This window comes from Bartonella vinsonii subsp. vinsonii (genome assembly GCF_902825235.1).
In the GTDB taxonomy this organism is placed as follows: domain Bacteria; phylum Pseudomonadota; class Alphaproteobacteria; order Rhizobiales; family Rhizobiaceae; genus Bartonella; species Bartonella vinsonii.
On the sequence record NZ_CADEAJ010000003.1, the window covers coordinates 113,545 to 129,732 of the forward strand.

14 protein-coding genes are annotated in these 16,188 nt (G+C 38.3%); 4 read left to right on the forward strand and 10 right to left on the reverse strand.

Going from position 1 to position 16,188, the window contains the following annotated elements; all coding sequences use genetic code 11:
* Positions 1-72 precede the first annotated feature (72 nt).
* Together fabI and J7R12_RS03920 are read right to left on the reverse strand one after the other, a co-directional pair.
* On the reverse strand, positions 73-891 hold the full coding sequence (fabI, locus tag J7R12_RS03915; protein ID WP_126602773.1) for an enoyl-ACP reductase FabI: 819 nt from the start codon (positions 889-891) through the stop codon (positions 73-75).
* Between the two features lie 124 nt (positions 892-1,015).
* Complete coding sequence (locus tag J7R12_RS03920; RefSeq protein WP_126602771.1) at positions 1,016-1,918, reverse strand: DnaJ C-terminal domain-containing protein; 903 nt, start codon at positions 1,916-1,918, stop codon at positions 1,016-1,018.
* A 317-nt stretch (positions 1,919-2,235) separates the two neighbouring features.
* Here J7R12_RS03920 and pdxH point away from each other — a divergent pair, with 317 nt between their 5' ends.
* Complete coding sequence (pdxH, locus tag J7R12_RS03925) at positions 2,236-2,859, forward strand: pyridoxamine 5'-phosphate oxidase (RefSeq protein WP_126602769.1); 624 nt, start codon at positions 2,236-2,238, stop codon at positions 2,857-2,859.
* Between the two features lie 284 nt (positions 2,860-3,143).
* Here pdxH and ubiA read toward each other — a convergent pair whose 3' ends face one another.
* Positions 3,144-4,148 carry a 4-hydroxybenzoate octaprenyltransferase gene (gene ubiA / locus J7R12_RS03930; protein ID WP_126602767.1) on the reverse strand — a complete coding sequence of 335 codons (1,005 nt, stop codon included), beginning with the start codon at positions 4,146-4,148 and terminating at the stop codon, positions 3,144-3,146.
* 91 nt (positions 4,149-4,239) lie between these two features.
* Here ubiA and purD point away from each other — a divergent pair, with 91 nt between their 5' ends.
* Positions 4,240-5,514 (forward strand): phosphoribosylamine--glycine ligase, encoded by a 1,275-nt coding sequence (gene purD, locus J7R12_RS03935; RefSeq protein WP_126602765.1) that lies wholly within the window; start codon positions 4,240-4,242, stop codon positions 5,512-5,514.
* Between the two features lie 606 nt (positions 5,515-6,120).
* On the opposite strand, the gene J7R12_RS03940 is transcribed toward purD, so the two are convergent.
* The 7 genes from J7R12_RS03940 to J7R12_RS03970 all read right to left on the reverse strand — a co-directional run bounded on the left by J7R12_RS03940 (position 6,121) and on the right by J7R12_RS03970 (position 13,088).
* Positions 6,121-6,648: a DUF6101 family protein gene (locus J7R12_RS03940; protein ID WP_126602763.1), complete on the reverse strand. Its 528-nt coding sequence runs from the start codon at positions 6,646-6,648 to the stop codon at positions 6,121-6,123.
* 150 nt (positions 6,649-6,798) lie between these two features.
* Positions 6,799-8,208, reverse strand: a complete 1,410-nt coding sequence (locus tag J7R12_RS03945; RefSeq protein ID WP_126602761.1) for an FAD-binding oxidoreductase — start codon at positions 8,206-8,208, stop codon at positions 6,799-6,801.
* A 2-nt stretch (positions 8,209-8,210) separates the two neighbouring features.
* Positions 8,211-9,173, reverse strand: a complete 963-nt coding sequence (locus tag J7R12_RS03950) for an L-threonylcarbamoyladenylate synthase (RefSeq protein WP_126602759.1) — start codon at positions 9,171-9,173, stop codon at positions 8,211-8,213.
* A complete protein-coding gene (locus J7R12_RS03955; protein ID WP_126602757.1) occupies positions 9,170-9,811 on the reverse strand; it encodes a ribonuclease HII in 642 nt (213 codons plus the stop codon). The genes J7R12_RS03950 and J7R12_RS03955 overlap by 4 nt, the downstream gene beginning before the upstream one ends.
* Positions 9,812-10,101: 290 nt before the next feature.
* Positions 10,102-11,010: a 4-(cytidine 5'-diphospho)-2-C-methyl-D-erythritol kinase gene (locus tag J7R12_RS03960; protein WP_126602755.1), complete on the reverse strand. Its 909-nt coding sequence runs from the start codon at positions 11,008-11,010 to the stop codon at positions 10,102-10,104.
* A 241-nt stretch (positions 11,011-11,251) separates the two neighbouring features.
* Positions 11,252-12,103 (reverse strand): S49 family peptidase, encoded by an 852-nt coding sequence (locus tag J7R12_RS03965; RefSeq protein ID WP_126602752.1) that lies wholly within the window; start codon positions 12,101-12,103, stop codon positions 11,252-11,254.
* 193 nt (positions 12,104-12,296) lie between these two features.
* Positions 12,297-13,088, reverse strand: coding sequence for a tRNA1(Val) (adenine(37)-N6)-methyltransferase (locus J7R12_RS03970; protein WP_126602750.1), 792 nt, complete (start codon positions 13,086-13,088; stop codon positions 12,297-12,299).
* A gap of 258 nt (positions 13,089-13,346) precedes the next feature.
* On the opposite strand from J7R12_RS03970, the gene J7R12_RS03975 reads away from it, so the two are divergent.
* Complete coding sequence (locus J7R12_RS03975) at positions 13,347-14,363, forward strand: polyprenyl synthetase family protein (protein ID WP_126602748.1); 1,017 nt, start codon at positions 13,347-13,349, stop codon at positions 14,361-14,363.
* 94 nt (positions 14,364-14,457) lie between these two features.
* On the forward strand, positions 14,458-16,152 hold the full coding sequence (locus J7R12_RS03980; RefSeq protein WP_126602746.1) for a tetratricopeptide repeat protein: 1,695 nt from the start codon (positions 14,458-14,460) through the stop codon (positions 16,150-16,152).
* Positions 16,153-16,188: the final 36 nt, after the last annotated feature.

Genomic DNA, 16,188 nt, shown 5'->3' on the forward strand with positions numbered 1-16,188 from the left:
TTCAAAAATAACATTGGCCGCTTTAAATTCGGTCAAATCACCGCTGCTGAGTAAAATTTTATAAACCAAACTTTATTCTTTAACGACGGAAATATCTGGGGCATCAACAGCTTTCATGCCTATGACATTATACCCTGAATCCACGTGATGCACTTCACCCGTAACAGAACGAGACAAATCTGAAAGAAAATAAAGAGCAGAATCACCTACTTCTTCAATTGTCACCGTACGACGTAAAGGAGCGTTATATTCATTCCATTTTAAAATATAACGAAAATCACCAATGCCAGAAGCGGCCAATGTTTTAATTGGACCAGCCGATATAGCATTAACACGAATATGCTGAGGACCTAAATCCACTGCTAGATATTTCACGCTGGCTTCAAGAGCTGCTTTTGCAACTCCCATTACATTATAATTGGGAACAACCTTTTCTGCACCATAGTAGCTCAATGTTAAAATTGAACCGCCATCCGACATTAATTTCTCTGCACGTTTGGCTAAAGCTGTTAAGGAATAAACAGAAATATTCATGGTCATCATAAAATTTGATTCGCTAATATCAATATAACGACCGCTTAATTCATCTTTATCAGAAAAACCAATAGCATGAACTAGAAAATCGAGTTTGCCCCATTTCTTCTCTATTACTTTAAAGATTGTATCAATCGATTCACTGTCAGAAACATCGCAATGACCACAAACAATCCCATTTACTTCTTCAGCTAAAGGCTCAACACGCTTTTTCATTGCCTCACCTTGATAGGTAAAGGCAAGCTGAGCCCCCGCACTACACGCCGCTTTAGCTATTCCCCAAGCGATAGAGCGATTATTGGCCAACCCCAAAATTAAACCACGCTTGCCGTACAATAAACCATTACCCTTAGCCATTAGCATTGCCCCATTGTTACTTAAAAATGATATTATTTATCTGCCTATGGCATAGGTCAACTTTTTCTTCAAGCAATTGGTTTAAAATCAAAACAAAAACTACGCTTTATATATAATTCAAAAATTAACCTTTTCGCATTTGCAAGAATTGTTCTAACGCAGCATCCCCACCTTCCGGCAACATGATACGAACATGCACATAAAGATCGTCTCTTGTACCGTTTTTTAAACGAAGCCCTTTTCCTTTCAACCGTAAAACACGATCAGAACTTGACCAAGCAGGAAGAGTTAAAACTACACGCCCTTCCAAAGTCTCTACTTCTTCTTTTGCTCCCAAAACAGCATGTTGAAGGGAAACAGGTAAATCAAGATGAAGCGCCCTTCCTTCAACCCGAAAACGAGGATGTTTTTGAATCTGAATGGTTATCAACGCATCCCCTGCTTGCCCAAAAGGCGCCTCTTCTCCTTGACCTTTTAAACGAATAGTTTGTCCATCTTCAACATAATCTGGTAATTTAATTTTTAACTTTTTTCCATTAGGAAAAACAGCTTCCACCTTTTCTGCTCCAACCATCTGCTCCAATGTTATGGCAAGATTGGCACGAACATGAGCACCTTGTTGAGAATGCGTATATTGTCTAGAATTTGAAAAGCTCCCTCCTCTACCAAACAAATCGCGAAAAATATCGCTCGCATCAAAACTAGCATCGCTTGCAGATCCAAAATCAAACCCCTTCGCCCCTCTTGAAAAAGGATTGTGACTATTGCCAAAGTTTTCACCAGTACCATAAGCTTGATAAAGCGGCTTTCCTTCCATATCAATCTCACCTCGGTCAAATTGGGCTTTTTTATCTTTATCACCTATAATTTCATAAGCCTGATTAATTTCAGAAAACTTCTCTTTAGCTTTTACATCATCCTTATTGTGGTCTGGATGATATTTCTTTGCTAATTTTCTGAATGCCGATTTAATCTCTTGCGGTTTTGCGGTACGTGCCACACCCAGAATTGCGTACGGATCACGCATATTGCCCTCTTTTCAATTTTTTCGTTTTGAAAATATCAAAACTGGTATGTTGTTAATCTTTTTCACAGCCTTATCAAACTACTCTCAAGAATGATTTTTTCTCTCTTTATATGTCTATAAAGAAACCAAAATACCAGATAAAAGAGATATTTTATTTTATAACTTATTGCATTTATACTAAAAACAAGAATGATTAAGATACCACAAGAGTACATGGCGGTATTGTTTTTTTAAGAAGAAAAAACAGCATTTTATTTCTTGGCAACAAAGTAAATTAAAGAGTGCACCACTCATACTCACTGACATTTGGAGTTATTATGAACGATAAAGTACAAAAAGACGACGGTTTTATGCAAATGCAAAACCCTTTTGCACTTTTTACAAAATGGCTTGAAGAAGCAACAGTGAGTGAAATAAATGATCCCAATGCTATGGCACTCGCAACAGTTGATGAAACGGGCTTGCCTAATGTTCGTATGGTTCTTCTCAAAGATTACAGTCTTCAAGGATTCGTCTTTTATACCAACTATGAAAGTTGCAAGGGACAAGAAATTTTAAAATCAATGAAAGCATCCTTATGTTTTCATTGGAAATCGCTGCGTCGTCAAGTTAGAATTCGAGGAATTGTTGAAAAAGTCAGTACTCAAGAAGCAGATGCATATTTCCAATCACGACCACGGGGGAGTCGAATTGGTGCATGGGCCTCTAAACAATCTCGACCATTAGAAAACCGTTTTGTCCTCGAAAAAGCAATTGCTCAATATACTACGCGTTATGCAGTAGGAAATATCCCACGCCCACCTTATTGGTCCGGATTTCGCGTTCAACCCCTCTTTATCGAATTCTGGCGTGATCGCCCCTTTCGTTTACATGAACGCCTGCTCTTTACACGCCCTTCTGTAGAACATGACAATTGGCAAAAACAAAAACTTTATCCCTAATTCTTCAAACTTTAAAAACAGAATAGAATTTGAATGAGAGTGATTGATTTTGGTATCCCCATTAAAGTCTGTTTTCAGTTCCTTTAAGAAATAAGTAAAATTTGACGAGGCCACCATTTACACGGGAAAGTTTTCTGAGAACAAAAACAAAAAATCACATAGAGTGCAAATTGACTATAAAAATTGCAAAAAAACAAGAGATTTTTAATCACTAAAAGCATCTTTAGACTTTCATTCCCTTCACTTTAAAATCACATACATATGTTTTTTCTTTTAGCTTGTTGTTAAACGGCTGGGTAAATGATCATCCATATACCACCGCATACTAAACCAACGAAAACCACAAAACCAATAAACGAATTCGATTTGAAAAGCTTTAAGCATTGTGAATTGTCATCTACATCAAGCGTTTTAATTTGAATAAACATATGAATACTTGCAACAATAACTCCCAGAAAGCTAAGGAGAGGAACCTGTGCCAAATAAAATGCTAGGCTGACAAAAACTACAAAACCACTATATAAAAACACCAAAGCGCGCTTAGTGCCTTTACCAAAAAGAAGTGCCGTGGAACCTACACCAACAGTAGCATCATCCTCCTTATCTTGATGTGCATAAATTGTATCATATCCTATCGTCCATAAGATAGATCCTACATAAAGTGAAATGGGTGCCCAACTCAAACTTCCACACACAACTGCCCACCCCATTAATGCCCCCCAATTAAATGCAATACCTAAAAAAAACTGCGGCCAATAGGTTATACGTTTCATAAAAGGATATACCGCAACTGCTATAAGTGATGAGATCCCTAGAAAAAAACTGTATCTATTAAATTGCGATAAAACACCTAAACCAACCAAACATTGCATCAATATAAAAACTTTTGCTTGAAACCGACTCACATGCCCTGTTGGCAATGGTCGAGAACGTGTTCTTTCTACCTGAGAATCAATTTTATGATCTATAAGATCGTTCCAAGTACACCCTGCACCCCGCATAGCTATAGATCCTAGGAAAAAAAGAAAAAGATACCAGAACCAATGAAAGAGCATGGTTAAAAAAGGCAATTTATGCATTTCATAAGAGACAAAAGCCATTGTTGTTGACCAAAAACAAGGCCACATCAACAATTGCCATCCAATAGGTCTATCCCAACGTGCCAATTGAGCATAAAACCACAAAGAAGATGGTAGAAAATAATAAACCCATTGTTTGGAGGATGCATCCATAACACGTCCCTGTTTCTCAGGAGATTGAATATGTGCAATATTTTTATTTTTTTTCATCAAATAGTTTTACCTTTAGTCTTGCGATACAGGTATTTCATTCTTATGACAAGAAAACGTATTTAATCATCTTCTATGATAGGAGCAAACAATGAACATCCTTCTTATCGGCTCAGGTGGACGAGAACACGCTTTAGCATGGAAAATAGCAGCATCACCACTGCTAACAAAATTATATTGTGCTCCTGGAAATCCTGCAACAATGGAACTGGGTGAAAATATTGATTTGAACATTAATGACCACTCTCTCGTTATTAACTTTTGTAAAACCCATTCTATTGACTTGGTCGTTGTTGGACCAGAAGCACCTCTCGTTTCTGGTATAACAGACTCTCTTCATAACGCGCATATATGTGTCTTTGGACCGACTCAAAAGGCTGCTCAGCTAGAAGGTTCAAAAGCTTTTACAAAAGATCTGTGCCATAAAAATAACATTCCTACAGCATCCTACCAATGTTTTAATGATGCTGTAAAAGCCAAAGCCTATATTCGTCAACAAGGTGTTCCTATTGTTATCAAAGACGATGCCTTAGCTGCTGGTAAAGGTGTTGTTGTTGCAACAACTATAGACGAAGCATTTAACGCCGTTGATTCCTGCTTCAAAAATGCCTTTGATAATGTAGAAAAAAAAATTGTTGTAGAATCTTTTCTTGAAGGTGAAGAAGTAAGCTTCTTTTGTCTTTGTGATGGTAAAACTGCTCTTCCCTTTGGATCTGCACAAGATCATAAACGTGTGGGTGATGGTGATACAGGAGCAAATACTGGTGGCATGGGAGCTTATTCACCAGCTCCTATCATGACACAGGAAATGGTTCAGCGTACTCTCAAAGAAATTGTCGAACCAACTCTCTACAGCATGAATGCAATGGGAGCTCCCTTTAAAGGTATCCTCTTTGTTGGATTGATGATAACGAAAAAAGGACCTGAACTTATTGAATTTAACGTACGTTTCGGTGATCCTGAATGTCAAGTTTTAATGATGCGTCTCAAAGAGGATATTCTTCCGCTTCTTCTTGCCGCAGCTCAAGGAAAGCTTGAACATACCCCCCTTCAATGGTCTGAAAAAACTGCTTTAACTGTTGTTATGGCTGCCAAGGGTTATCCAGACTCTCCTCAAAAAGGTACTGTTATCCGTAATCTTGATAAGCTAAATACTCTCCCTGATGTGAAGGTTTTTCAAGCTGGCACAACATTACACAATGGAGAGCTCATTGCTCATGGTGGGCGCGTTTTAAATATAACGGCAACAGGAGAAAGCGTTACGCAAGCTCAAAAACGTGCCTATGAAGCTGTCGATTGTATTGATTGGCCAGAAGGATTTGTCCGCCGTGATATCGGATGGCGAGCCGTTGCACGAGAAAGTTAAATCCTTCGAGAAGTTTTTTTTATCATTTAAATCCGGCCGTGATAATATAATGCGTAAATCTGTTTACTGTTTTATATTTTTTGCGATTTAAAAATATTGAATTTTACTTGAAAAATAAAACACATAAATAGGCTATTCATACCCATTGCAAAGTAGGAAAAACAAAAAACTTATTATAAAGTTATGATTGCAATCACATAGTTATCTTGTGTTATATTGATTTAAAATTCATTTGCTTGCCAGTTTTTACAACGCATCTTTTGCTTACAAAAGCTTGAAAACAAATATTATATACTGTCATTTTCCTTTGATAGAGAAAGCCATCAATTTTCTGTTTTTACTTACTAATACTTTCATGATAAGCGCAAAAACGAAACCTCCATTGTCAAGAAGCATGTTCTCACTGTATTTAAAACCATGACTTAAATGCTTTGAAAAAAAGCGTTTGGTATTATTAAGCATAAAGGAAAGAAGTCTCATACACTCAACACCTATTACAAACCTAGGTTGTCAAAAAACTTTTAATTTACAGTCAATAAAATGCAGAATGTAGCGTAAATAAATGCATAGAACAGCACAATAGTAAAAAATGAATGCACATCAGTACTACTGTAGAGCAACGCGATTCCCGATCACCAAACGCAAACCCAATGGATTGCTATAACGAAGTAAAAAACGCTTTTGTTTAGAATGCAGTGTTGTCCCCAAAAAACGACGTAAATCAGAGCGATCTTTAACAACCATAATGCGATGATCTTCATTAATCATAAGCATAGGAAGATCATAAATATCCGCCCATAATCGCCAATCCAGAAGAACATTATTTAAATCTCTAGAAACGAGAAGCGGAATGCAAGATTCCTTATCTGTATGAAATAACTCTAATGCAACGGCTCTCTCCCCTGAACACGTTTTTACAGTACGTGCCGCAATTCCTTTGAAGTGATAAGATGGTATTAAACGTGACAAGCTTGAGGGAGTATCTGTTTTAAAAAAAACACCGCGCTCACTTAACGAACAAACTATTTGATTGCCTGTTTTTGAAGAGAAATATGTCGTTGTTTGTGGCAAATGGCACGGATCTAACCGAAATTCAAGCACCGCTTTTGCCTGATTAAAGCATTGATTAGCCATATATAGTGTCCCAATTTATTCTAATAATATACCCCCTTTAACAGCTTTTCCCCATTGGATTATTAAAAGATTGAATAAAAAACAACTGGTTTCTTTTTTGGTTATTAAAATCTAAACAAAAACACGTGATAAAATTTATCTCTCTTTGAATTATAATATTTTTTTGGGATTCATAATCCCTAAAGGGTCAAGCATTTTCTTAATCCCTTGCATAATATCTAAAGCAACAGGTGATTTGAAAGTGCGAAGTTCCTCGCGCTTCAGTTGACCAATTCCGTGCTCAGCAGAAAAAGCACCTTGATAGTGCATCACTAAATTATGAATATGATGATTCATTCGTGACCATAACTGCAAAAACACTACAGGATCAGCTCCCACAGGTTGGGTTATATTATAATGCAAATTTCCATCTCCCATGTGGCCAAAACAAACCACCCGCGCCCCCGGAGCAATCTCTTCAACGATATGTGCTGCCTCGGCAATAAAATCAGGAATAGCAGCAAGAGGCACCGCAATATCGTGCTTAATAGACCCTCCTGCTAACTTTTGTGCAGAGGATATACTTTCACGCAATTGCCAAAAAAAATCTTGCTGCTTTAATGATTGTGCAACAACTGCATCCTCTATCACAGCATTTTTAAAAGACTCTTCTAAAATAATATTTAGTACTGATAGTGCCTCAACCTCACCTTGTAATGACGAAATATTGACTAATACATACCATTCATGTTCATGTTCAAGAGGAGACCTCTCACACATCTTATAGTCTAAAGCCATTTGTAAGCTCAGTTGTCCCATAAGCTCAAAACCTGTCAACATCTCTCCTCCATAACATTGAGCAAGAGATAAAAACTCGAGAGCTTTCGCTGGATTACTTAACCCCACCAAAGCAACTGCTTTTCCTTTTGGTCTTGGAAAAAGCTTTAAAACTGCAGCTGTTATAACGCCTAAAGTACCTTCTGCACCAATAAAAAGGTTTTTCAAATCATAACCGCTATTGTCTTTTTTTACAAAACGCAAATCATCCAAAATACGGCCATCAGGTAAAACGACTTCCAAGCCAAGACAAAGTTCACGCATATTGCCATAAGCTAAAACAGCTGTCCCTCCAGCGTTAGATGAAAGATTTCCCCCTATCTGGCAAGAACCTTCTGAAGCCAAAGAGAGAGGAAAAAAACGATCTAATTCATCTGCTTTTTTCTGTAAATCCTGTAAAATAACACCAGCCTCTACCACGGCAAAATTACCTTCAAGATTTATACATCTTATCTTGTTCAATCTTTCCATGGATAAAAGAACGTCCTTCCCACTCTCATCTGGTTGTTGACCACCCACAAGACCTGTATTTCCTCCTTGAGGCACAATTGGTGTGCGCGTTTGACTGGCTAATTGCATAATTGACGATATCTCTGCATTAGAAGACGGACGTAAAAGTAATGGTGTTTTTCCATGAAAACGTCCGCGTTCTTCAAGCAAATAGGGGGCAATCAGCGCTTGATCTGTTATCGCGTGCGCCGCACCAACAATGCTTCTAAATCTTTCAATTACTTCCTGCTCCATCTTCATTTCCCCCTTGGAGCCGCAGCACGTATGAGACGATCATTTATAGCCTCACCCAATCCGTATGATGGAATCGATTCTACTGCAATAGATCTCACTTTGCATGAATCTAATTGCTTCATATATTGAAATAAATGAGAGGCTGCTTCTTCCAACTGTCCACTCTCACTCAGATTTAAAATAGAAACAGCATTTTCAACATCCATAATACGTTTGGGACCAAATGCTAAAAGGGCTTCACCGCTTTCCACCTTTTGTGCATTCAAACGAATTGCGGCATTGGGTGCATAATGCGATTTTAACATCCCTGGTGCCTCAATTGCAGCCCGCTGATCTATTCGTTGTAGCGATTTTCCCGCAATTTTTTCAATCTCTTCAGCCGCAAGTCCTCCTGGACGCAAAAGATAAAGTCTTTCACCACATACCTTAATAATCGTCGATTCAAGTCCTATTTTAGAAGGTCCTCCGTCAAGTATCAAAGGAACAGATCTTCCTAAAGATTCTAAAACAGCTTCAGCAGAAGTCGGGCTAAGACGTCCAGACTGATTTGCACTGGGAGCAGCGAGAGGACGACCAAAACTTTGCACAACTTCTGCAAAACAACTATCTGGAAAACGAACAGCCAATGTATCCAAACCAGAAGTGGTTAAAGGATGAATATCATGATGCACTTTTAAAGGTAAGACAAATGTCAAAGGGCCGGGCCAAAATACCTCCATCAATCGACGTGAAAGAACATCAATGTCAACGTAGTGTTCCGCCATTTCGATGCCGCTTACATGAGCAATCAGAGGATTAAATTGTGGCCGCTTCTTTGTAGAAAAAATAGAAGAAACTGCCCTCCCATTGGTTGCATCACCCGCCAATCCGTAGACAGTTTCTGTCGGCAGCGCTACTAACCTTCCCTGTTCAAGAAGTGTAACTGCTTCCCTTATTGAAACACTATTGAGAGGCAAAATTGTCATGACACCTCATCCCTATAGTTCTCTTTGATTGGTGAAAAACTATATCGGTGTAATCCTACAACTGGTCCGTATTTATGAAGGGCTACGCGATGTGCTAACGTTGCATAACCTACGTGTTTTTCTAAACCATAATCTTTATAAACCTGTCCCGCACATTCCATCATCCTATCCCGTGTTACTTTGGCAATAATAGATGCCGCTGCAATTGAAACCGAACGTTGATCACCTTTAATCAAAGCTGCTGCTGGACATGGTAGTTCAGAGGGAATATCACGTCCATCAACCAATGCATAGTGAACTGGAACTGCTAGCCCTATAATACTGCGACGCATCGCTTCCAAAGTTGCCTTTCTAATATTAGACTGATCAATTGTATGGGCACAAAGACTCGCAAGTGAAACCGCTAATGCATTTCGCAAAATGTCATCGTACAGTTTTTCGCGTTGTAAAATAGAAAGCTTTTTTGAATCATTCAGCCCTTCAGGAATATGATCTTTATCCAAAACAACTGCTGCTGTTACAACCGGCCCAGCGAGAGGTCCACGTCCTACTTCATCAACACCTGCTATATAAAAAAAACCCTGTCTCTGCAAATCTAGTTCATACGAAAAATTTGGCTGAAGTGGTAAATTAAACATTTTTGATAAACACAAATATAATGGAACAGACAGCTATTTTTGCGTATAGCCTCTTTTCTACAAACTCTACAATAAAAATAGACCAGCAAACATCTTCATAAACTCTTGCACAAGCACCAGAAATAAAAAACTCAATTACGCAGTCTTCCACATTGCTATCCGAACCTTCTCCTAAAACATTATCTTAGCATGTAAGAATTTGATCTGGAAAAAAATATGCCATTGCTTAATCTCTCTATTATATATGATGAATCTTTACCCCAAAAAATCTTTTATTTTTAATTTATTTCTCACATTTTTCCTAAAGTCACGATAGGTTTTACAAACCAACTTGGGTGCGTTGATTTGATAAAGAGAGCTGCCTTTCGAGCTGCTTTCTGATCTTTAAAAATACCAAAGCAAGTTGCTCCCGTCCCTGACATACGAGAAAAAAGAGAGCCACTCTCATCTAAGAGAGATAACACTTGCCTTAATTGAGGTGCAATTTTTAATGCAGGAGCAAAAAGATCATTACGCGTTTCTTGTAAAGCCTCAACCAATGAATAAACTGTTTTAAGAGCTTCTGGATTAATTTTTAAGGAAGGATAATCATGCTTCTCCAAAGCCTCAAAAACAGCTTTTGTTTCAATCTGTTGACCATGATTCACTAATACCATTGCAAGAGGACAAGCCTCTTTTAATCGTATAATATCTTGGCCAATTCCTTGCACCAAAAGTGGCTGCTGATATTCCAAAGCAAAAAGACACATTGGTACATCAGCACCAAGAACTAAGCTCATTTCTGCTAATTTTTCACAAGAACAATCAAGATTCCACTGTTGACGCAATATGCTTATAACACCGGCAGCATTCCCTGACCCACCACCAATGCCTGAAGCAACAGGTAAGGTTTTAACAAGTTGAAAAGAAACCGGTTGAGCACTTTTGGGAAATGCCTTTTGCATAAAATCACGTGCGCGAACAACCAAATTATCTGAATGAGAAACAAGCTTATTGGCAAAAGGACCTGTTAAAACAAAGTGATCCCTTTCATAAGGCGCATAGTCTAGACGATCTCCGCTGAGACTAAAATACACCAAACTTTCTATTAAATGATAACCATCCGCGCGCTGCCCAACAACATGCAAAGCTAAATTCAACTTAATAGGCGTGAATACATAGGAATGCCTTTTGAATGAAGCTTGCACATCCGATATCATCTTACGTAATATTCACCTGTACAGGGATCTTTTACCAATGTGCCCCTTTCCCCTCTATTTGGCTTAGATTCTCTACAATAAATATCCTGTAACATCTCCTGTACTCGTTTTTTAAACAAACGATAAACATAAAAAGCTGTTATACATAATAGACTGAATGCAATCATCCACATCATTTCATGCTTTCTCTTTCTCATAATCGCTTTTGAAGCAAAATTATCAACTCTCTTTAAGCATTTCATCACAAACCATAACGTTGCCAAAGTGCTCGCTCTTCCGCTAGCATCAAAGCACTATCAACCGCTGTATAAACCGCATGAGCAGCAACTCCTGAAGGAATTTTAGGTCCTAAAAGGCTTTTTGGAGGTGTGATTAATCGAAGCTTGGTATCATTCCCAAACCGCTCCTTAATAACGGAACGCACATCATTCAATCCATCAATAAGTCCAAGTTCAATGCTTTTCTTTCCGCTCCAAAACATTCCTGTAAAAATGTTCGGATCATTTGATAACTTCGCTGCACGCCGTTCTTTAACCACATCAATAAAAGTTTGGTGAACTTCGAGTTGTAGAGATTTCAAATGCTCAATATCTGCCTTCTTTTCAGGCTGAAAAGGATCTAAGGTAACCTTGTTCTTTCCTGCTGTGTAAACACGTCGTTCAACACCAATTTTCTTCAAAAGCTCAGGAAAACCGAAGGATGCTGAAACAACGCCGATAGAACCAATAATCGAAGAAGGATCAGCAAAAATCTCATCCCCTGCACAAGCAATCATATAACCACCTGACGCCGCTATATCTTCAACAAATACAAGAACTTGTTTATTTTTTTCCTCTGCCAAATCACGGATACGCTTGTAAATAAAACGCGATTGCACAGGTGACCCTCCAGGAGAGTTGATAATAAGTGCAACAACCGGTGCTTTTTTATGTGCAAAAGCCTTCTCCAAAAGACTCGCACACCTGCCTAATGAAAGCGACCGTGCTATCGGTGACGTTGAATCCATAATTGCCCCATGAAGGCGCACCACAGGAATTTCAAGTTTACTAGAACAAAAACGACGTGGAACAAGATTTTTAATAACGTCTAACAAAACAAAATCTCCTCAATGAATTAAGACAAACCAAATAAGTAAGGACAACAGAAAGGAAGAACGCCGTAACCTCCAAAAGCAATAACCACCCCCCACATCACAACTAGAAATAAAACTTCATACAAAGTTTAAAGTCTCCTAAAAAACGAAGCTTTAATTTGAATTTAAGCAATAAACCGGAAAACACAAGAGATCATTTCAAAAGTTCCCACAAACTTATACAGCCATTATTAATTGCATCCACCCGCGGTGAAAAAGCATGATCATCACCCTCGTGTATAACCAACGCCGGCAATATGGATAAAGCTGCTTTGCTTCCCCGCTTTGCATAAAATAAAAGACGAATTGCTGCTGTTTTCGCGCGTGCATGAACGGGAATTATACAAACACCACCAAAGCGCCCTTCTAAAGCACGCAAAATATCAGTCAGTGATTGTGGACGGGCAATTAACCCTAAATATCCACTTGGTTTCACAATTGCTGCTGCACTGCGCAACCAATGATCAAACATCTCTTCAGACATAACATGTGCCTCAGACTTTTGTTTATCAGGCGTCTGGCGATCCGTGGGACTGTTAAAAGGTGGATTCATAATTGCAAAATCAAAAGAATTATCTGCCAATCCTGCTTTTAAGCGATTCTTACCTTTCAAAGTAACATCTGCTTCTAATAAACAAATTCGCTCAGAAAGTTTTTCATTTTGTTTTAGCATAAGCGTTTTTTGCGCGTAAGATGCCATAAAAGCTGATCGCTCAACCAATGTAACATGAACCTCTAAACAACGCGAAGCAACTGCCAACCCTGCTGCACCAGCACCAGCACCTAAATCAACAACCTTCCCCTTTAAATCATTGGGAACTAAACTGGCTAATAACATAGCATCCATACCAGAACGATGGCCATATTTACGTGGTTGCACCAAATAAAACTTTCCATGATGAAAACTGTCAATTGTGTCATCACACTGATTCGTTATATCATTCATTTACAAGCCTAATGTTCATCTTTATGAATTGCACTTTTTCCTATCAACTGTTGTTTAAAAAGCTGTTTTAAATTTTTCCCACAACTTCATAACAATCACCTCACACCAGCTTTTAAAATATTCCTTGCCAATATCATTCAAAACTTCTGCTCCTAAAAATGGCATCAAAAGCTTGAGTCAAAACAAAACCCCCTTTATGCTAGCAAATAAAAATAGAATTCATATCTGTCCATTGCAATACTTCTAGGAGCAAACACATTGAGTGTCGCCACAAAATTAAATCAGACAAGCAATAATCAAATATCTCTCCAATCCCTTATCAACCTTACCCAACATGATATGGAGCGTGTGAATCAATTTATTCTCTCTATGGCAAAATCAGAGGTTGAAATGATCCCTGAAATTTCTAACCATCTGATTTCATCAGGTGGAAAGCGGTTACGCCCAATGATTACATTAGCTTCCGCTCATATGTTTGGTTATCAGAGTGATGGACATATAAAACTCGCAACAGCTGTTGAATTTATGCATACGGCAACTTTGTTACATGACGACGTGATTGATGAAAGTAATTTACGACGCGGAAAATCTACCGCACGTATGATCTGGGGAAATCAAGCAAGCGTCCTTGTTGGAGATTTTCTTTTAGGACAAGCTTTTAAAATGATGGTTGATGTTGGTTCTATAGAAGCGCTCTCTGTCCTAGCAAATGCTGCTGCAATCATCGCTGAAGGAGAAGTGATGCAACTTTCTGCCGCAAAAAATGTAGAAACAAGTGCTTCAGACTACCTCAAAGTTATCAACGCAAAAACAGCAGCACTTTTTTCAGCTGCTGCTGAAGTGGGACCAATTATCGCTGGCTATAAAGAGAAAGAGCGTTCTGCATTGCGTGAGTATGGAACATTGCTAGGTCTTGCTTTTCAATTGATTGATGATGCACTAGACTATGGTGGTGCTACACAACATTTGGGAAAAAATATAGGAGATGATTTTAGAGAAGGCAAAATTACAATGCCTGTTATCCTCGCATATGCACGGAGTAATACGGTAGAAAAAGCGTTTTGGAAACAAGCTCTTGAAAACGGTAATAACGATGATAAAGCTTTCACACATGCACAACACTTAATAGAAAAATATGATAGCCTCACAGATACAATAGAGCAAGCACGCATCTATGGTAAGCGTGCAACCAATGCACTTGCTTCAATAAACAAAAACCCTGCTTACCATGCTCTCATTGAAACTGTTGATTTTTGTATTGCGCGCGTAAACTGATTGTTTGCAAGAATCACAGTATTTTTCAATAAAGTAATCGGATATGATCTATAACCCATACAATCGATTGATTATCTTGAAAAGGATTAACTCTATGTGCAGTGCAAAAGTATCCCGCTTTTTTACTCTCTTTATCGCGGGTATCATACTGATGCCATCAGCGACCTACGGCAAAATAAACGCCACAATTAATACAACCTCATTTACAGGCGCTTATCTAGCTGGAAGAATTGCGAGTTATGAAAACAAAACAGATCTTGCCATCAATTATTTTAAACAAGCACTTGTTTATAAACCTGATAACATCGAAACACAAAAAGAACTCCTTGAATCTATGCTCTCCGTGGGAATCTTCAAAGAAGCTGTTCAACAAGCAAAAAAACTTAAAGAGCAAGGTATTATAACTCCCTTTGTTTCCTTAACATTGTCGATAGACAATCTCATCAAAAAAAACTACCAAGATGCCAGACTTTTTCTACAATTGAAAGCACCTCCTGCTGCAAACAATCCAATACCTGAACTCATCGGCGCTTGGGCTACATTCGGGGCTGGACAACAATCTCAAGCAATCGCTGATCTTGAAAAAATCCAAGGGCCTGCTTGGTATGGTCTTTTTATACGCTACCATCTTGCACTCATGAGTGATCTAGCAAGACACACACAGGATGCAGAAAAATATTTCACTCAAGCACTTAATAACCGACAAGCTATTCTCATAGCTCCCAATACTTATGAACGTATTGTCATAGCTTATGCTTCATTCCAATTGCGTCATAAAATGCGCAATCAAGCTCTTCAGACTCTCAAGCATGGCGAAAAGATGTTGCCAGGTCGAGAAATACTTAAAAATATCCGAGAAAAAGTTGAAAAAGGGGCCTCCTTAGAAAGATTGGTTAAAACACCCCAACAAGGAGCAGGTGAAGTATTATATAACTTTGGAACAGCCTTAAACCACAAAAATTCAGGACAAATTGCACGTATTTTTAAACAATTATCTTTTGCCTTATTTCCTCAAAATGAGGCAACACTGTTTCAACTAGCAAATATTTCTGCAAAACTGAATGATCTTAATCAAGCCATTAAGCTTTACCAAGCTTTATCACCGAGCTCTCCTTATTATAAAGGTGGGCAGCTACGGCTTGCCTTCATTCTTGCAAATAACAACAAGCATAACGAAGCCATTAAATTACTTCACGCATTAAAGAAAAAATTCCCTCACGATCACCATATTGTGATAACGTTAGCTGCTCTTTATATGCAGGAAAATAAATTTGCTGAAGCTGCAAAAACTATGGATCGCGCTATTGCGCAAATAACAAATTTTCAACACGATGATTGGAAACTTTTTTATCAGCGCGGTATCGCTTTCGAGCGTTTACAGCAATGGCAAAAAGCTGAAATTGATTTGCGAAAAGCACTTGAATTTTTCCCTGATCAACCACAAGTCCTTAACTATTTGGGTTATTCACTTGTTGAACGTGATCAAAAACTTGAAGAATCGCTGCATATGCTGCAAAAAGCTTCTGCATTACAAACTCAAAATAGTCATATCTTAGATTCTCTAGGATGGGCTTATTATAAGCTTAAGCAATATAATCAAGCTGTTCAAATATTGGAAACCGCTGTCAAATTGCAACCTGAAGATCCCACATTGAATGATCATTTAGGCGATGCTTATTGGCAAGTTGGGCGTAAACGTGAAGCAATATTTCAGTGGAATCATGCAATTGATGGGGAATCAAAAGACTTCTTAAAAATCCAAAAAAAACTAAAATATGGCTTACAGTAAATAACGATGCTTGACCATAACCCTATGAGACAATAG